A 17,713-nucleotide genomic window follows, 5' to 3' on the forward strand; every position below is an offset into this window, starting at 1 on the left:
GAGCGGCAGCCATGGATCTGAGCTTCATCGCCGTCGTGGTCCTGGCGACGCTGGCTGCCGGCGGCGTCACCTATGCCCTGTTCTATCCGATGCTGAGCGGCCAGGCCCGGGCCGAGAAGCGCCGCAAGGACTTCGCCAGCCCGGTCGCAGCCCGAGGCGTCGACCGCGAGGCGCAAAACCGTGCCAAGCGCGGCCAGATCGCGCAGAGTCTGAAGGATATCGAGAACCGCGAGAGCGCGCGCAACAAGCTGACGCTCGAACAGCGCATCCTGCAGGCCGGGCTGAATTGGGACCGCAGGAAGTACTACATCATCAGCGCCGTCATCGCGGTCGTCACGGCGTTCGTGCTGTTCCTGTTGAGCGGCAGCATGGTGCTCGCTCTGGTGGGCCTGTTCGTCGGTGGGCTGGGGCTGCCATCCTGGTTCCTGCAACATTGCCGCAATGGGCGGCTGAAAAAATTCGGCAACGAATTTCCCAACGCGATCGACGTCATCACGCGCGGCATCAAGGCCGGCCTGCCGCTGAACGATTGCCTGCGCATCGTCGCGACCGAGGCGGTCGACCCGGTCAAAACCGAATTCCGGTTGATCATCGAGAGCCAGACACTTGGATTGTCGCTGACCGACGCCGTTACCAAGCTCTACGAGCGCATGCCCTGCCCGGAATCGAATTTCTTCGGCATCGTGCTGGCGATTCAGCAGAAGACCGGCGGCAATCTGGCGGAGACTCTCGGTAACCTGTCGCGCGTCATTCGCGATCGCCGCAAGATGCGCGACAAGATCCAGGCGGTATCGATGGAAGCGAAGGCCTCGGCGGGCATCATCGCCTGTCTGCCGCCGGCGGTCGCGATCATGGTCTATCTGACGAGCCCTCGCTACATCGAGCTGCTCTGGCTGACGCAGGCAGGCAAGTTCGCGCTCGTCGGCTGCGCCATCTGGATGCTGATGGGCGTCCTGATCATGCGCAAGATGATCAACTTCAACATCTGAGGCGGCGCCGATGATTTCCCTGATCGCGGAAAAAGCAGTCGACGGCCAATTCCTTCTGGCGTTGTTTGTCGCGATCGCCGCTGCGGCGACCGTTCTGACGATTGCCATTCCTCTGACGGAGGGCTCGAACCTCCAGAAGCGCATGAAGAGCGTCGCCACGGAGCGCGAAAAGATCCGCGCCCGCGAACGCGACCGCCTCAATCGCCAGAGCGACCGGGTCTCGCTGCGCCAGGAGCCGAAGGAGTTCATGCGGCGCATCGTCCACCAGCTCAAGCTGGGCGACTGGCTCGGAACGGAGACGGCCAAGAAGCAGCTCGCCATGGCCGGCTATCGCGGTCAGCAGGCCGAGGTGGCGTTCCTGTTCTTCCGTCTGGTGATGCCGATCGGCCTCTTCCTCTTCGCCCTGTTCTATCTGTTCTTGCTCAACGACTTCGGCTACTCGAAGATCGTCCGGCTCGGGATGACGGTGGGCGCCGCCTATCTCGGAATCAAGGCGCCGGAGCTCTTCCTGTCGAACCAGATCGGCAAGCGCCAGACCTCGATGCGGCTGGCCTTTCCCGACGCCCTCGACCTGCTGCTTATCTGCGTCGAATCCGGCATGTCGATCGAGCACGCCTTCCGCAAGGTCTCGACCGAGATCGGCGGCCAGTCGGTGCCGCTCGCCGAGGAGTTCGCGCTCTGCACGGCCGAGCTGTCCTATCTGTCGGAGCGTCGCCAGGCCTATGAGAACCTCGCGGCCCGCACCGGCCTCGAAGGTGTCAAATCGGTATCGACCGCGTTGATCCAGGCGGAGCGTTACGGCACGCCGCTGGGGACTGCGCTGCGGACGCTGTCTCAGGAAAGCCGCGACCAGCGTATGATGGCGGCCGAGAAGAAGGCCGCCTCGCTGCCGCCGAAGCTGACCGTGCCGATGATCCTGTTCTTCCTGCCGGTGCTGTTCGTCGTCATCATGATGCCGGCCGTGATCCAGGTGATGAAGCTGGAGTGAGCAGCCCAGCCGTCGCGCAGGACGCAGCGAAATGAAATATCGACTGGCTCAGCCGGTCCGCAGATGATCATGCGACCAGGCAAAACGTCCGGTCCTCGGATCCTGCCAAGGGGCGGATCGCCCTGACCGCCTTCTGGGGGAGGCTTCCTTTGCAGGGGAACCTCCTAACCTGGCTGCGAAAGACCTGAGCGGCCTGGAAAAGCGTTTCAGGCTCGACATCCCGGTAACCTTCGCCCGGGGCGGCTCTTAAAGGGCGGCTCTTGGGGGCCGCACGCTACGGCTCAGCCCTGCGGACCGCCTGCGGCCGGTGCGCTCGCCTGTACGGGCTTGGGCTGTGCGGTGTTAGACTTGGCCTTCGCCCCGGTCTTGAGAATGTCCCAGCTGTTCTGCTGGCTGACGCTACGCTTCAGATAAGCGACCGTGGCAGCAGCCTCTGCCGGGCTCTGGTCCTGCCTGGCCAGCGTTTCGGCTTCCGTGAAGCGGCCCTGGAGGCCGAGCACCAGCACGAGATTCTGGCGCACGCGCACATCGCTGCCGCCAGCAGCGGCGGCTTCGCGCAGCACGCGCTCGGCCTCGGGCAACTGCCGGGAGAGGGCCAAAGACAGACCGAGATTGGAGAGCACAGTCGACTCGTTCGGCGCGATCTTGAGCGCCGCCTGGTAGATCTGCTGGGCCCGGGCGTGCTCGCCGAGCTGGTCGGCCACGGTGCCTTGCGCCGACAGGATGCGCCAATCCGGTCGTTCCGGCGAATGCGCTCGCGAGAGCACCTCGTCGGCCTCCCTGAGACGACCGTTATCGGCCAGCGAGCGGCCGTAGGCGCCGAGCATTTCGCGGTCGTTGGAATGGGTCAGCACGGCGCTCTGGAGAACGGCGAGCGCCTGGGCGTTCTGATCGAGCGCACGCAGCGCGCGGGCATAGTAGAAGGCGGCGTCGCGATCCTTCTGGTTGGCGTCGTAGCGCTTGCCCCAGCGTTCGCTCTCGGCATGCCAGTCGGCCGGGCTGAGCGGCTGAGCCGCGCTCTTGCCGATCGAACCGGTGATGTCACCGAGCCCGCCACGGCTCTGGCAACCGGCCAGTGCCAGCGCGGCGAGGCCGACGGCCAGGCCGAGGACATGAGGCGACAGCCGGCGCGAGCGGGACGTTGGCGCGAGTGCCGGCGAAAGTTCTGGATGACTGGAAGACATGGGCCGCATCGCCTCGCCACGATGGAAGATCTGGTCGCCCCGGTGATAAAACGTTAACCCTAATGCATCCTTAACCGGCTTCCGCCGCACCCTCCCGACCAGGTACCCGCCCTCGTGCACAGCCTCATCGTTCAAGCCGCCTTTGCCCCGGCCGCCATTCCCGTTCAGTGCGTCTCGAAGGCGGGCCTGTCCGAACTGCTGGATGGGCTGGCTCCGCTCGCACGACGCTTCGCGCAGGCGCAGGGTTTTGCAGCGTCACCCGGCCAGCATATCCTGCTGCCGGATGAGGCCGGCGCCATCGCAGCCGTTCTGCTCGGCGTCGAGGCGACTGATGCGCGCCGGCGCGATCCGTTCGCGCCGGGTCGGCTTGCCGCTCTGCTTCCCGCTGGAGACTATGTGCTGTCTGGCGAGATCGGCGATCCCGGCCTCGCCGCGCTCGGCTGGCTGCTGCAGGGCTATCGCTTCGAGCGTTACCGCAAGCCCGCTCCCGCCACGGCCCGGCTCGTCCTGCCCGAGGGCATCGACGGCGAGGATCTGACGCGGACAGCGGAATCGGTCGCGCTCGCCCGCGATCTCGTCAACACGCCCGCAAACGACATGGGGCCTGCCGAGATCGAGGCGGCGATCCGCTCCCTTGCCGCCGAATGCGATGCGACGGCGACCGCGATCGTCGGCGACGAATTGCTGGCCCGGAATTTCCCGATGATCCATGCGGTCGGCCGCGCTTCGCCGCGCGCCCCGAGGCTGATCGACCTGGTCTGGGGCGATCCCGCCCATCCGAAGATCACGCTTGTCGGCAAGGGCGTCGCCTTCGACACCGGCGGGCTCGACCTCAAGCCCTCGGCCGGCATGTTGCTGATGAAGAAAGACATGGGCGGGGCGGCGGCGGCGATCGCAGCTGCCCGCATGATCATGCTGGCGAAATTGCCTGTGCGGCTGCGTCTGCTCGTGCCGGCCGTGGAGAATGCGGTCTCGGGCTCCTCGTTCCGTCCCGGCGATGTGCTCGCCAGCCGCAAGGGCCTGTCCGTCGAGATCGGCAACACCGATGCCGAGGGCCGCCTGATCCTGGCCGACGCTCTGGCGCTGGCCGACGAGGAGGCGCCGGAACTGCTGATCGACTATGCGACGCTGACGGGCGCCGCCCGCACCGCTCTGGGGCCGGAGCTGCCGCCCTTCTACACCCATGACGATGGGCTGGCAGCCGAGATCGGCAGGCTCGGCGAGGCGGTCAACGACCCGGTCTGGCGCATGCCGCTCTGGCCGAATTACGAGCGCATGCTCGACTCCCGGATCGCGGACCTCAACCACGTCTCCGGCGGGAGCTTTGCCGGCTCGGTGACGGCGGCGCTGTTCCTCAACCGCTTCGTCGAGAAGACCGCCTCCTACGCGCATTTCGACATCTATGCATGGAACCCTTCGGGCAAGCCCGGCCGGCCCGAAGGCGGCGAATGCCAGGCGGCGAGGCTGACCTACACGCTCGTGAAACAGCTTTATCCGGCGGGTTAAGCCTGTCGCGAGAAGCCGATTGCGCCTTCGCGCCTGCGGGATAATGATACGGGTCCGTAACGACCCGGACCGCGGACGCACATGCCGTTGGAGATCAAGCCCTCTCAGGCGCTCAGGCTGTGGCGGCAGGTCCATCTCGATCTGGTGCGCGACAGCGATTTCGATCTCTCGGCGCGGCAGACGGCGATCCTGCTGACGATCTATCTGGAATTGCCGCCCCATACGGTGCGGGGGCTCGCGGCCCAGCTCGGCGTCACCAAGCCCGTCATCACCCGCGCACTCGACACCATGGGCAAGCTCGGCCTCGTCACCCGCAAACGCGACGCGTTCGACCGCCGCAACGTCGTCATCCAGCGCACCGTCGCGGGCGCGCTTGCGGTCGAGCGGCTGGCCGATCTCGTGGTCGAGCGGGCCAAGGAGATGGGCGGAGGGTGACGCAGCCATTTCCAGCAGCCCCGCTGCGAGGCTAGATTGCCGCCATGACCACGATTCTCGACCGCCGCCTCACCCCCGCCCGTCCCGATCTCGCCGCCCGCCATCTGATGGGGCAGGTCGAGGCAAGGGCCTTCGCCGATGCCGTGCCGATGCGCGTCGTCGCGCCATCCGCGCCGCTGCGCCGCGAGCCGCGCCCGGATGCTCCTCTCGACACGGAGGCGCTCTGCGGCGAAGGCGTCGATGTCTATGAGAGCTTCGAGGGCTGGGCCTGGGTTCAGCTGCACGACGACGGCTATGTCGGCTATCTCCCCGACGATGCCCTGCGTGGCGACGCGCTGAAGCCCACGCACCGCGTCAGCGCGCTGCGGACCTTTGTCTATCCTGGTCCCTCGATGAAGCTGCCGCCACTGGCGGCGCTCTCGCTCGGCGCGGGCGTCAGCGTGGCGGGCGAAGCGGGCGATTTCGTCGTGCTGTCGGAGTTCGGCCGGTTCACCAGCGGATATGTCTTCGCCGGTCATGTCGCACCGCTCGACGCGCCCGAGCCCGATTTCGTCACCGTGGCGGAGCGCTTCCTCAACGTGCCCTATCTCTGGGGCGGCAAGACCAGCCTCGGGCTCGACTGCTCGGGCCTGACGCAGCTTGCGCTGGCCGCGGCCGGCATCGCCTCGCCGCGCGATTCCGACATGCTCGAGGTCGGCATCGGCGAACCCGTCGCCTTCGACGACAGCCTTCAGGGGTTAAACCGTGGCGATCTCGTCTTCTGGAAGGGCCATGTCGGCATCCTCACCGACCCCGACACCCTGCTCCACGCTACCGCCTATTCGATGACGGTGATGCGCGAGCGGCTGCGCACCGCCCGCGATCGCATCCAGGCCAAGAGCTTCGGGGCGATCACCAGCATCCGCCGGATCGCCTGAGCGATCTTGGCAAAGATTGCCAAGATGCTATCCTGTCGCGACAGGAGGCCGACATGGCGACGATGAACGTATCCCTGCCCGACCGGATGAAGGACTGGGTCGAGACCCAGGCCAATAGCGGCCGCTACGGCAACGCCAGCGACTATGTCCGCGACCTGATCCGCAGGGACCAGGAACGGCAGGACGCAATTGCCCGTATCCAGCATGCCATCGATGAAGGCATTCGGAGCGGGGTCAGCACACGCAGCATGGACGAGCTCCTCGACGAGGCGCGTCGGCGCGCCGGTGTGGGCTCGGCCGATGTCGTTTAGGCTGACGCCTGCTGCCGATGACGATGTCCTGGCAATCTATGCGCATAGCAAGTCGACATTCGGCGTCCGACAGGCAGAGCGATATTATCAGGAACTGGTCGCGTGCTTCAGCGTGCTGGCCGATCAGCCACGCATGGCGCGACAGAGACTGGAATTCGACCCACCATTCCGGGCCCATTTCCACGCCAGTCACGTCATTGCCTATATCGAAGCCGGTCAAGACATCCTGATCTTGCGCGTTTTCCACGCACATCAGGACTGGCCGAACCTGATGTGAGCGGAACTGGGGAGACACCCTCACCCCAACCCCTTCAACCGATACAATGCCTCCAGCGCCTCGCGCGGCGTCATCTCGTCGAGATCGAGCCCGTCGAGCGCCAGGCGCAGCGGGTCCTCGGCCGGCAAGGCGGGCGCCGGGGCGGCACGCCTTAGCGGCGCCGCAAACAGCGGCAGGTCGTCGACGAGCGAGGCCACGGGCTTCTCGCGCTCGGTCTTCTCCAGTTCGCTCAGGATCGAGCGGGCGCGCTCGACCACGGCAGGCGGCAAGCCGGCGAGCTTGGCGACCTGGATGCCGTAGGAGCGATCGGCTGCGCCGGGGACGACCTCGTGCAGGAAGATCACCTCGCCATTCCATTCGGTGACGCGCACGGTCGCGTTGGTCACGCGCTCCAGCCGGTCTCCGAGCGCGGTCAGCTCGTGATAATGCGTCGCGAACAAGCCCCTGCAGCGGTTGATCTCATGCAGATGCTCGATCGCGGCCCAGGCGATCGAGAGTCCGTCGAAGGTCGCGGTGCCGCGGCCGATCTCGTCGAGGATGACGAGCGCGCGCGGCCCGGCCTGGTTCAGGATCGCGGCGGTCTCGACCATCTCGACCATGAAGGTCGAGCGCCCGCGCGCGAGATCGTCGGCGGCGCCCACCCGCGAGAACAGCCGGTCGACGATGCCGATATGGGCGCTCGCCGCCGGCACGAACGCGCCCATCTGTGCCAGCACCGCGATCAGCGCGTTCTGGCGCAGGAAGGTCGACTTACCCGCCATGTTGGGGCCGGTGATCAGGCAGATGCGCCCACCCTTACCCCCGGTGCCGGGCGGCGACAGCTCGGTGTCGTTGGCCACGAAGGGCTTGCCGTCCCGCTTCAGCGCCGTCTCGACGACGGCATGGCGCGCAGCCTTGATGGTGAAGGCGGCGCTGTCGTCGATGACGGGCCGGTTCCAGCCTTCGCGACTGGCGAGTTCGGCCAGTCCTGCCGCGACGTCGATCTCGGCCAATGCCGCAGCCGCCTGCTTGATCGGCTCGGCGTGGCTGAGAACCGCCTCGGTCAGCCCCGCGAAGATGCCGAGTTCGAGCTTCAGCGCGCGGTCGGCGGCCGAGGCGATCTTTGCTTCCAGGCCGCCCAGCTCGACCGAGGAGAAGCGCATCGCGTCCGACATGGTCTGGCGATGCACGAAGGTCGCCCGCCACGGCTCCTTCAGGAAATCCTCGCCGGTCGCCTGCGGCACCTCGACGAAATAGCCGAGCATCGAATTGTGCTTGATCCGCAGCGTGCGGCAGCCGGTTTCGGCAGCGTAGCGCGCCTGCAATTGCGCGATGACCTTGCGCGAATCGACCTGCAGCAGCCGCAGCTCGTCGAGCGCTTCATCATGTCCTTCGCGCACGAAGCGGCCGTCGCGGCGGTTCAGGGGCAATTCCTCGGCGAGCGTGGCTTCGAGCCGCGCCGGCAGGTCGGGGTCGATCTGCGACAGGGCGCGCGACGCCTTGGCCAGTTCGGCCGGCAGGGCGACGCGGCCGAGCAGCATGCCGACGATGGCGCGCGCGGCGCTCAAGCCCGAACCCAGCGCGGCGAGATCGCGCGGCCCGCCGCGGTCGAGCGAGAGCCGCGCCAGCGCACGCGCGATGTCGGGCACCTTGGCGAGCGCCACCTGCAGGTCCTCGCGCAGGGCGCCGTCCGCGACCAGCGCCTCGACGGCATCATGGCGCTGCGAGATGGCCGCGGGATCGGTCAGCGGTCCGGCCAGTCGCTCGGCCAGCAGACGTGCGCCGCCCGGCGTCACGGTGCGGTCGATCGCCGCGAGCAGGCTGCCGCCGCGCTCGCCCGACAACGTCCGCGTCAGTTCGAGATTGGCGCGGGTCGCCGCGTCGATCAGCATCGTGTCAGAGCCGGTATCGCGCACCGGCGGCGACAGCGGCGGCCTTGCGCCGAACTGCGTGCGTTCGACATAGGCCAGCGCCGCGCCGGCCGCCGCGACCTCTGCCCGGCTGAAGCTGCCGAAAGCGTCGAGCGTGGCGACGCCGAAGAACTCCTTCAGCCGGCGCTCGGCCGAGGCCGCGTCGAGCCCTTCACGCGCCAACGGCGTCACAGGGACCCCGATCTCGCGCCAGAACCCCTTCATCTCAGGATCGTCATGGATCGCGTCGGGACAGACGATCTCGCGCGGTTCGAGGCGGGCGAATTCGATCGCGAGCCTGTCCCGGGGCGCCTCCATCACGCTGAAGCGGCCGGTCGAGATGTCGATGGCTGCGATGCCGTAGAGCGCGCTGGCATCGCCGAGCTTGCGCCTGGACACCGCCACGAGCAGGCTGGCGCGCCCGGGTTCGAGCAATCGCTCCTCGGTGATCGTGCCAGGCGTGACGAGCCGCACGACGTCGCGCCGGACCACGGATTTCGGGCCGCGCTTCCTGGCCTCGGAGGGATCCTCGATCTGCTCGCAGACCGCGACGCGGTGTCCAGCCGCGATCAGCCGCTGCAGATAGTCGTCTGCGCGGTCGACCGGCACTCCGCACATCGGAATGTCGTCGCCCTGGTGCTTGCCGCGCTTGGTCAGCACGATGCCGAGCGTGCGCGAGGCAACCTCGGCATCGGTGAAGAACAGCTCGTAGAAATCGCCCATCCGGTAGAACAGCAGGCAATCGGGATTGGCGGCTTTGATCTCGACATACTGCGCCATCATCGGCGTGACGCGGCTGGTGTCCTCCCTCGCTGCCGCAGGAGCGGCGGCGGACATGTCGGGCCGGTCGTGGAGAGCTGGATTGACGCTGTGCATGGTCCCCCGAGGCTAGCGGTTCGGCCTTGCCTTGGAAACCGCGCCGCCTGCTCAACCCGCTTCCGACATCGATTTCGATGTGGACCCGCGCGATTGCGGCGAGCGGCCCAGCGAGCTTTATCATTCGTTAGCGGCAGACGCGTAGAGAGGACGGGTTTAAATCCTCAGCGGCACCGGGCACGTCCAAAATGCTATTGGAATTGACCAGAGGTCTTGGTTACCTGCTCGTCGCCGCAGTCCTTGTGCCGTTCGCGACGCAGCGGCTGGGCGGGGATCACCGCCTGCGGCAGGTCGTCGTCGGGGTCATCTTCGCGGCCGGCGGCTGCGCCAGCATGCTCGACCCGATCGTCATCGAACCCGGCCTCCTGCTCGATTTCCGCAACATCGTCGCGGTCCTGGCGGGGCCGCTCGGTGGGCCGATTTCTGCCGTCATCACCATGGTCGCCCTCAGCGCCTTGCGGCTGCATCTCGGCGGCGCCGCGGCGATGGCGGGCATCGTGGGCATCCTGTTCTGCTCCGTCGTCGGTCTCGCCTATGCGATCTGGCTTCGGCGCAACGGGCGCGGCGTTTCCGTGGTCGGCCTGATCGGCCTCAGCCTCGTCGCAGCCTGGACGCCTGTCGCACTCATCCTTGCACTGGTGCCGTTTCCTCGCGCCGGGCCGCTGCTCATGGCATTGTCGGGGCCCGGGACGACGCTCGTCAACGTCCTGGGCGCCTTTCTGGTCGGCTTCGTCATCCGGAGCGACCAACAGCGCATCGAGGCCCTGCTGCGCCTCGAAGCCTGCACCGCCAACATGCCCGGCGTCCTCTACCAGAAGATTCTGAGACCGGACGGCACGATCCAGCACAAGCTCGCCAACTCCAAGATCGAGCAGTTTCTCGATGTGACGCGCGCGGAGGTCGAACGAGACCCCGAGAGCTGGCTGCGATGGCTGCTGCCCGAGGACCGGGAATTCCTGGAGAAGGCCAATGCACAGGCGGCAGCCGAAAGAAGCCTCAAGCCATGGCGCTTCGAGGGGCGCCATCGCAAGGACGACGGATCGATCATCTGGTTGAGGACCGACGCCGCGCCGCGACGCCTGGCGGATGGTTCGATCTGCTGGGACGGAATCATGACGGATGTCACCGCCGAGCGCACGCTTGAGGAAAGGCGGGAGGAATTCGACGAGAGGCGCAAGGCGGCCCTCGAGGGGCTTGCCCTTCGCCTCGAGGTCACCGTCGGTCAGGCGCTCCAAGAGGTGGCCTCATCGGTTCACAGCATGCATCAGACGGCCACCGAGATGGCCGGCAGCGCCAGCAACACGGCCTTGCGCGCCGGTGAGGTCACCCGCGAGGCGGAGGCCGCCTCACAGCGCGTCGGCAGCGTGGCAGTCGCGGCCGAGGAGATCGAGGCCTCGATCCGCGAACTGACGCGCCAAACCGCACATGCCGACCAGACCGTGCGTGATGCGGCAAGCTATGTCCGCTCGACCCATAGGGACGTCGCCGGACTCGGTGCGGCCGCGGACAAGGTCAGCTCCGTCCTCGATTTCATCGAGGACATCGCATCGCGCACCAACCTCCTGGCACTCAACGCGACGATCGAGGCAGCGCGCGCCGGAGCTGCGGGGCGCGGCTTCGCGGTCGTGGCAGGCGAGGTCAAGAACCTGGCCGAGCAGACACAGAAGGCGACCCGTGACATCGCGGCGACACTGGAGGACATCCGGCGCGCGGCGGCCGCGGCGTCCGATGCCGTCGCCCATATCGAGGGGACGATGACGACGATCGAGAAGACCTCGGGCGCCATCGCCGATGTCGTCAGCCGCCAGGCCGACATTGCGACGACGATCACGACCGACGCCCAGGCGGTCGCTGGCAGCACCACCGCCGTGACGGCCAGCGTCGGCTCGGTCAGCAACGAGGCCTCGGTGACCGGCGATGCTGCCCAGCGTGTCCTCGACATCGTCCGCAAGGTCGACGAGCAGACCGCCGCGCTTGATCGCTATGTGGGCGAGTTCGTCGGCGACGTCAGAAAGCGCCTCTAGCTGGAGCCTGCTGCGGCGTCTCGAAGCCACCGCGTCAGCATGCGCTAGACGCATTTCTCTCGGACCAGACCGGCAGCGTTAGCAAGACATTCAGCAATCGTCGTGATGGTTATCGGGTCGTTCGTTGAAGCGGTCCAGATGTTGTTGCTCGTCAGCCTGATCGAGAACCTGTCATTCATCCTGCTGGCCGCGCTTGCCGTGACGGCAGTGACGCCGCTTCTGGAGCGCTATCCGCTCGCGCGGCAGCTGCTCATTGGCCTGGTGCTCGCCGCAGCAGGCCTGCTCAGCATGATTAACCCCTTCACGCTGCAGCCCGGCGTCGCCATCAGCTCGCGCAATGTCGCGGCGCTGCTCGCGGGGCCGTTCGGCGGACCACTGGCAACGGTCATCGTCGCTGCTACGTTGGGTCTCTACCGCTTTTCGGGCGGTGGCGACGGCATGATGATGGGCATCGCCGGCATCGGCCTCAGCGCTGTGGCAGGTCTGGCGATACGCTGGCGAATCCACGGCCGTGACCGTCCGTTCGCCAGGCAGGATATCGGATGGCTGGCTCTGGCGTCCGGCGCCGTGCTGTTGCCGCCGCTCCTGTTGCTGCCCAGACCCGAACTCATATGGCAAGTGGTTGCCGAGGCGCTCCTTCCCACGTTTGCCGTCAATACGCTCGGTTCGGTGCTGGCGGCGCTGCTCATGGTGGTCGATGCGGAGCGCCGCGAGACGAGCTACCGATTCAAGGCCATGGCCGAGCGCGTGCCGGGAACCCTCTATCAGCGCATTCTTCGACCGGACGGAACTGTCAGCTACCGTTTCGCGTCGTTCAAAATGGGCGATCTGCTCGGCCTAAAACAAGAGGATGTCGAGCGTGATGCCCGCGTCTGGATCGAGAAGATGATTCCAGAAGACCGGGCCCGGTTCGAACAGGCGTGCAAGACGGGCTTCGACCAGGACGACAACTGGCGCCTGAAGATACGCTATCACGGCAAGGACGGTGCGATCGTGGCCATGCGCAGCGAGGCGACCATGCGTCGCCTGAATGACGGCACGATGATCTGGGACGGCATCCTGTTCGACGCAACCGATGAAAGGACGCTGGAAACACGCCGCGCCGAGATCGAACAGGCGCGCCGGAGTCAGCTCGACGAGCTCGCGGGGCAACTCGAGGTCACGGTCGGCAAGGCGCTTCAGGATGTCGGCCGATCGGTCCGCAGCATGCATGAAGCCGCGAGCGCCATGGCCCAGAGCGCCGACAACACCACGAAACGCGCCATCGCGGCGACGCGCGAGGCCGAGAGCGCCTCGAGCCGCATCGGCAGCGTCGCGGTCGCCGCCGAGGAGATCGAATCCTCCATCCGCGAACTCACACGACAGACCGAGCATGCGGACCAGGCGGCCCACAAGGCCGCGAGCTATGTCAGGGACACGCAACGCGACGTCGCGGGGATGACCACGGCTGCCGACAAGGCGAGCGCGGTCCTGGACTTCATCGAGGACATTGCCGCACGCACCAATCTGCTGGCGCTCAACGCCACGATCGAGGCGGCGCGCGCCGGTGCGGCCGGGCGGGGCTTTGCCGTCGTCGCAGGCGAGGTGAAGAATCTGGCCGAGCAGACACAGAAGGCCACGCGCGACATCGCCGCGACGCTCCAGGATATTCGCGGCGCTGCGGCGACGGCATCGGGCGCCGTGGCGTTCATGGACAAGACCATGAGCGACCTCGAGCAGACATCCGGCGTCCTGGCGCGGGTCGTGAGCCGGCAGGCAGACATCGTGTCCTCCATCGCGTCCGACGCACAGGCCGTCGCCGGCAGCGCCGTCGTCGTCACCAGCAATGTCGGCTCCGTCGGCGACGAGGCTCGTGTGACGGGCGAGGCGGCGCTGCTGGTCGTCGATGCGGCGCGCACGGTCGAGGAGCAGACCAGCGCGCTCGACCAGTATGTCGGCGACTTCGTGGCGAGCGTCCGCCGGCGTCTTTAAGACCGGCCGGGCCTGGATCGCGGCGGCCATCTCCGACCCATCGGCATGAGCGTTCCCCGCCAGCGCGGCTTGTGGCCGCGCGGGCGCTTGCCTATGGTCCGCCTCCCCAAGGAAACGCTCACAAAAAGAACAATGCCATGACCGAGAAGACGCCGATCAAGCGCGCGCGCCCGACTTTCACAGACCAGGAAGCGCTGCTGTTCCATTCGGACGGACGTCCCGGCAAGCTCGAGATCGTCGCGACGGTGCCGATGGCGACGCAGCGCGATCTGTCGCTGGCCTATTCGCCGGGCGTCGCGGTCCCCGTGCTGGCGATCGCCGAGGATCCGACCAAGGCCTACGATTATACGGCGCGCGCCAACCTCGTCGCCGTCATCACCAACGGCACCGCGATCCTGGGCCTCGGCAATCTCGGCGCGCTGGCCTCCAAGCCGGTGATGGAAGGCAAGGCCGTCCTGTTCAAGCGCTTCGCCGACGTCGATTCGATCGATCTCGAGATCGACACCGAGGATGCCGACAAGTTCATCGAGGCTGTGCGCTATCTCGGCCCGTCCTTCGGCGGCATCAATCTCGAGGACATCAAGGCGCCCGAATGCTTCATCATCGAGCAGCGCCTGCGCGAGCTGATGGACATCCCCGTCTTCCATGACGACCAGCACGGCACGGCCATCATCGCCGCCGCCGGCCTGATCAATGCGCTCGATCTCACCGGACGCGACATCAAGTCGACCCGCCTCGTCATCAACGGTGCCGGCGCGGCGTCCATCGCCTGCACCGAACTGCTCAAGGCGATGGGCTTCAAGCCCGACAACGTCATCCTCTGCGACACCAAGGGCGTGATCTATCAGGGTCGCACCGAGGGCATGAACCAGTGGAAGTCGGGCCACGCCGCCGTCACCGACCGGCGCACTCTCGCCCAGGCGCTCGACGGGGCGGACGCCTTCTTCGGCCTTTCCCAGAAGGGCGCCGTGACGCCCGAAATGGTCGCCTCCATGGCCCCGAACCCCATCATCTTCGCGATGGCCAACCCCGATCCGGAAATCACGCCGGAAGAGGTCGCCTCCGTGCGCGACGACGCCATCATGGCGACAGGCCGCTCGGACTATCCCAACCAGGTCAACAATGTGCTGGGCTTCCCCTTCATCTTCCGGGGAGCGCTCGATGTCCGCGCCACCACGATCAACATGGAAATGAAGATCGCCGCCGCCGAGGCGCTGGCCATGCTGGCCCGCGAGGACGTGCCCGACGAGGTGGCTGCCGCCTATCAGGGCTCGCGCCCGCGCTACGGCCGCGAATACATCATCCCGGTGCCGTTCGATCCGCGGCTGATCCATGTCGTGCCGATGGCCGTCGCCAAGGCAGCGATGGAAACCGGCGTGGCGGGCAAACCGATCGTCGATACCGCCGCCTACAAGGCGCAGCTTTCGGCACGGCGCGACCCGATCGCAGGCACGCTTAACCGGATCTTCGAGCGCGTCCGGCGCTACCCCAAGCGCGTCGTCTTCGCAGAGGGCGAGGAGGAGCAGGTCATCCGCGCGGCGGTGTCCTTCGTCAACCAGGGGCTCGGCCACGCCATCCTCGTCGGGCGCGAGGAGCGGGTCCACGAGACCGCGACCTTCCTCGGCGTCGATCTCGAGGCCAAGGGCATCTCGGTTCAGAACGCGCGCCTGTCGAAGCGCAACGCGGCCTATGCGCAGTATCTCTACGAGCGGCTGCAGCGCCACGGCTACCTCTTCCGCGACTGCCAGCGCCTGATCAACCAGGACCGCAACCATTTCGCCGCCGCGATGGTGGCGCTCGGGGATGCCGACGCTCTCGTCACCGGCGTTACCCGCAACTATTCGATTGCGCTGGAGGAGGTCCGCCGCGTCATCGACGACCGCCCGGGCCATCGGCTGATCGGCGTCTCCATCGTGCTCTCGCGCGAGCGCACCGTTCTCGTCGCCGACACCGCGATCACCGAGATGCCCACGGCGCAGCAACTCTCCGAGATCGCGATCGAGGCGGCCGGCGTGGCGCGCCGGCTCGGCTACGAGCCGAAGGTCGCGATGCTGGCGTTCTCGACCTTCGGCCATCCGGCCGGAGAGCGTTCCGAGAAGGTGCGCGAGGCGGTCAAGCTGCTCGACGGCCAGCGCGTCGATTTCGAGTATGACGGCGAGATGGCCGCCGACGTCGCGCTCAACCGCGATCTGATGGCACAGTATCCGTTCTGCCGCCTGAGCGGCCCGGCCAATGTGCTGGTCATGCCGGCGTTCCACTCGGCCTCGATCTCGACCAAGATGCTCCAGGAACTCGGCGGAGCGACGGTGATCGGTCCGCTGATCGTTGGCCTCGACAAGCCGGTCCAGATCGTGCCGCTCGGCGCGAAGGATTCCGACATCGTGAACATGGCGGCGCTGGCAGCGTTCAATATCGGCGGGTGAAGTAGCCGGGCCGATCGACGAGGCCACGATCCCGTTCATTTTGAGTTCATTCTGAACCGTTCAGCCTTAACAAGCCGGAAGCCGGCCGGCGGGGGACGAACGAAGGTCGTGACGGCGCGTAGCGAGACGCCAGGCGCAATGATGGCTGTGCCGGGAGACCGGCAGGTCGCTTTGCGATTCGCGAGGCTGACCGCCGGTTTCTGGGGTGGGCCAGGTGGCGGCCGTTCCTGGTTCTGGACCTTGGCCCTGGCAACCGGGATCATCCTCTCGGTCTTCGCCAACGTCACCATCAACCGCTGGAACGGCTGGTTCTTCGACGCGCTGGAGAAGAAGGACAGCGAGAGCGCGATGATCGCGATGGCGGTCTTCCCCGTGCTCGTACTGGTCGCGGCAGGGCTCGGCGTCGTCGTCCTGGTCTCGCGCGAGACCGTCCAGGTGCATTGGCGCCAATGGGTCACGGCCAGGCTGGCCGACGCCTGGGTCGGTCAGCGCCGCTTCTTCAGGCTCAGCCTCTCCGGCTACGAGCCCGCCAACCCCGAATACCGCATCGCCGACGATGTCCGCTGGGCGACCGAGCCGGTGGTCGATTTCGCCATCGGCCTGCTTTCGGCGGCGATCACCATCATCACCTTCATCGAGATTCTCTGGAAGATCGGCGGCGGGCTGACCTTGCAGAGCGGCGGCGCCGTCTTCGTCATCCCGGCCTATCTCGTGCTGGCCGCGATCGTCTATGCGATCCTGGTTTCGCTGCTCGTCACCGTCGTCGGCCGCCGCCTTCCGAGCCTGATCGCCGCCCGCAACGAGGGCGAGGCGCGCCTGCGCTTCTCGCTGATGCGCATCCGCGACCATGGCGAGACGATCGCGCTCGCCCGCACCGAGGCCGGTGAGCGCCGCGCCGTGGCGCAAACCTATGACAGCCTGGTCGGACGCTGGCTTGCGATGATCCGCCAGCGCGGCCGCCTGACCTGGATCACCAACGGCTCGGGCGCGCTGGTGCCGGTGGTGCCGCTCTTGCTGGCGGCGCCAAAATACCTGTCCGGCGAGATGTCGCTCGGCGGCGTCGTCCAGGTCGCGGCGGCCTTCGTCGCCGTGCAGAACGCCTTCAACTGGGTGCTCGACAACTTCATGCGCATCGCCGAATGGCTGGCGGCGGCGCGGCGCGTCAACGAGTTGGCAGATGCGCTCGAACGCGTCGATGACGAACCGCCGGAAGAGCATCTGACGGTGTCGCCAAGCCGCGACGGACTGCTCCATCTCGACGACGTCACCCTGATCGATCGCGACGGGCGCACGCTCGCCGCCGATATATCCTGCAGCTTGCCACCCGGCGCGATGCTGCACGTCTCCGGCGAGCTCGGGCTGGGCAAGGCGGCGCTGGTCCAGGCGGTGGCGGGGCTGTGGCCCTGGGGGCGTGGCGCGATCCGGCTGCCGCCCGACGCTTTCGTGACGGCCGTGCCGCAGAAGCTGCATCTGAGCGAAGGCAGCCTGCGGGCGGTCCTGGATACCGGCAGGGCGGCGCCTGAGGAGCAGATCGAGGGCGCGCTGCGCCGCTATGGCCTTTCGGGCCTGACGCCGCTGCTCGACGAATACCGCGACTGGGACAAGGAACTGGCGACCGGCGACCGCCAGCGCCTCGCGCTGGCCCGCGCCGAACTCGAGAAGCCGGACGTCGTGTTGCTCGACGAGGCGACGAGCGCCCTGGACACCGATGCCGCGCTTGAACTTCTGGCTGAGCTGCGCGCCGCACGGCCCGACGCGATCATCGTCGCCTTCGGGCAGGGCGCCGGTTTTGCGGAAGCCGCGAGCCACCGCCTGCTGCTGAAGCGCGCCGGCGGCGTCGTGCGCATGGCGCCGCGCCATCCCGGGCTGGATCAGCCCGCCCTGCCCGCCATCCTGCCCGCACAGATCGGGCCCGCCGAATGA

The 17,713-nt window shown here is 67.2% G+C and carries 13 protein-coding genes; 11 read left to right on the forward strand and 2 right to left on the reverse strand.

The window, feature by feature from the left end; genetic code table 11:
• The first annotated feature begins 11 nt into the window (after nt 1–11).
• Together AE618_RS18135 and AE618_RS18140 are read left to right on the forward strand one after the other, a co-directional pair.
• Nucleotides 12–989, forward strand: coding sequence for a type II secretion system F family protein (locus AE618_RS18135; RefSeq protein WP_054210436.1), 978 nt, complete (start codon nt 12–14; stop codon nt 987–989).
• 10 nt (nt 990–999) lie between these two features.
• Nucleotides 1,000–1,977: a type II secretion system F family protein gene (locus AE618_RS18140; protein WP_054210437.1), complete on the forward strand. Its 978-nt coding sequence runs from the start codon at nt 1,000–1,002 to the stop codon at nt 1,975–1,977.
• Between the two features lie 281 nt (nt 1,978–2,258).
• Here the strand turns inward: AE618_RS18140 and AE618_RS18145 are convergent, their stop codons facing one another.
• Complete coding sequence (locus AE618_RS18145; protein WP_054210438.1) at nt 2,259–3,161, reverse strand: hypothetical protein; 903 nt, start codon at nt 3,159–3,161, stop codon at nt 2,259–2,261.
• A 114-nt stretch (nt 3,162–3,275) separates the two neighbouring features.
• Between AE618_RS18145 and AE618_RS18150 the strand changes: the two genes are divergently transcribed.
• The 5 genes from AE618_RS18150 to AE618_RS18170 all read left to right on the forward strand — a co-directional run bounded on the left by AE618_RS18150 (nt 3,276) and on the right by AE618_RS18170 (nt 6,607).
• Nucleotides 3,276–4,667 carry a leucyl aminopeptidase family protein gene (locus AE618_RS18150; protein ID WP_082365377.1) on the forward strand — a complete coding sequence of 464 codons (1,392 nt, stop codon included), beginning with the start codon at nt 3,276–3,278 and terminating at the stop codon, nt 4,665–4,667.
• A gap of 81 nt (nt 4,668–4,748) precedes the next feature.
• Complete coding sequence (locus tag AE618_RS18155) at nt 4,749–5,102, forward strand: MarR family winged helix-turn-helix transcriptional regulator (protein WP_054210439.1); 354 nt, start codon at nt 4,749–4,751, stop codon at nt 5,100–5,102.
• A gap of 44 nt (nt 5,103–5,146) precedes the next feature.
• Complete coding sequence (locus AE618_RS18160; RefSeq protein ID WP_054210440.1) at nt 5,147–6,019, forward strand: NlpC/P60 family protein; 873 nt, start codon at nt 5,147–5,149, stop codon at nt 6,017–6,019.
• Between the two features lie 53 nt (nt 6,020–6,072).
• Complete coding sequence (locus AE618_RS18165) at nt 6,073–6,330, forward strand: type II toxin-antitoxin system ParD family antitoxin (protein WP_054210441.1); 258 nt, start codon at nt 6,073–6,075, stop codon at nt 6,328–6,330.
• The gene (locus AE618_RS18170) at nt 6,320–6,607 is read left to right on the forward strand and encodes a type II toxin-antitoxin system RelE/ParE family toxin (protein WP_054210442.1); all 288 of its coding nucleotides are present in this window, start codon (nt 6,320–6,322) and stop codon (nt 6,605–6,607) included. The genes AE618_RS18165 and AE618_RS18170 overlap by 11 nt, the downstream gene beginning before the upstream one ends.
• A gap of 20 nt (nt 6,608–6,627) precedes the next feature.
• Here the strand turns inward: AE618_RS18170 and mutS are convergent, their stop codons facing one another.
• Nucleotides 6,628–9,333: a DNA mismatch repair protein MutS gene (gene mutS / locus AE618_RS18175; RefSeq protein WP_248310930.1), complete on the reverse strand. Its 2,706-nt coding sequence runs from the start codon at nt 9,331–9,333 to the stop codon at nt 6,628–6,630.
• Nucleotides 9,334–9,572: 239 nt separating this feature from the next.
• On the opposite strand from mutS, the gene AE618_RS18180 reads away from it, so the two are divergent.
• The 4 genes from AE618_RS18180 to AE618_RS18195 all read left to right on the forward strand — a co-directional run bounded on the left by AE618_RS18180 (nt 9,573) and on the right by AE618_RS18195 (nt 17,713).
• Nucleotides 9,573–11,396 (forward strand): methyl-accepting chemotaxis protein, encoded by a 1,824-nt coding sequence (locus tag AE618_RS18180; protein ID WP_197280815.1) that lies wholly within the window; start codon nt 9,573–9,575, stop codon nt 11,394–11,396.
• A 138-nt stretch (nt 11,397–11,534) separates the two neighbouring features.
• Nucleotides 11,535–13,367, forward strand: a complete 1,833-nt coding sequence (locus AE618_RS18185; RefSeq protein WP_054210444.1) for a methyl-accepting chemotaxis protein — start codon at nt 11,535–11,537, stop codon at nt 13,365–13,367.
• A gap of 137 nt (nt 13,368–13,504) precedes the next feature.
• The gene (locus tag AE618_RS18190; protein WP_054210445.1) at nt 13,505–15,790 is read left to right on the forward strand and encodes an NADP-dependent malic enzyme; all 2,286 of its coding nucleotides are present in this window, start codon (nt 13,505–13,507) and stop codon (nt 15,788–15,790) included.
• A gap of 108 nt (nt 15,791–15,898) precedes the next feature.
• The gene (locus tag AE618_RS18195; protein WP_156330328.1) at nt 15,899–17,713 is read left to right on the forward strand and encodes an ABC transporter ATP-binding protein/permease; all 1,815 of its coding nucleotides are present in this window, start codon (nt 15,899–15,901) and stop codon (nt 17,711–17,713) included.

It is taken from the genome of Allobosea vaviloviae (genome assembly GCF_001298265.1).
GTDB classification, from domain to species: domain Bacteria; phylum Pseudomonadota; class Alphaproteobacteria; order Rhizobiales; family Beijerinckiaceae; genus Allobosea; species Allobosea vaviloviae_B.

Bases quoted from the DNA above. Each gene is read 5' to 3' on its own strand.
- AE618_RS18135 (WP_054210436.1), top strand. From the start codon at position 12: ATGGATCTGAGCTTCATCGCCGTCGTGGTCCTGGCGACGCTGGCTGCC.
- mutS (WP_248310930.1), bottom strand. From the start codon at position 9,333: ATGTCCGCCGCCGCTCCTGCGGCAGCGAGGGAGGACACCAGCCGCGTC.
- AE618_RS18165 (WP_054210441.1), top strand. From the start codon at position 6,073: ATGGCGACGATGAACGTATCCCTGCCCGACCGGATGAAGGACTGGGTC.
- AE618_RS18145 (WP_054210438.1), bottom strand. From the start codon at position 3,161: ATGTCTTCCAGTCATCCAGAACTTTCGCCGGCACTCGCGCCAACGTCC.
- AE618_RS18190 (WP_054210445.1), top strand. From the start codon at position 13,505: ATGACCGAGAAGACGCCGATCAAGCGCGCGCGCCCGACTTTCACAGAC.
- AE618_RS18170 (WP_054210442.1), top strand. From the start codon at position 6,320: ATGTCGTTTAGGCTGACGCCTGCTGCCGATGACGATGTCCTGGCAATC.
- AE618_RS18160 (WP_054210440.1), top strand. From the start codon at position 5,147: ATGACCACGATTCTCGACCGCCGCCTCACCCCCGCCCGTCCCGATCTC.
- AE618_RS18155 (WP_054210439.1), top strand. From the start codon at position 4,749: ATGCCGTTGGAGATCAAGCCCTCTCAGGCGCTCAGGCTGTGGCGGCAG.
- AE618_RS18185 (WP_054210444.1), top strand. From the start codon at position 11,535: ATGTTGTTGCTCGTCAGCCTGATCGAGAACCTGTCATTCATCCTGCTG.
- AE618_RS18140 (WP_054210437.1), top strand. From the start codon at position 1,000: ATGATTTCCCTGATCGCGGAAAAAGCAGTCGACGGCCAATTCCTTCTG.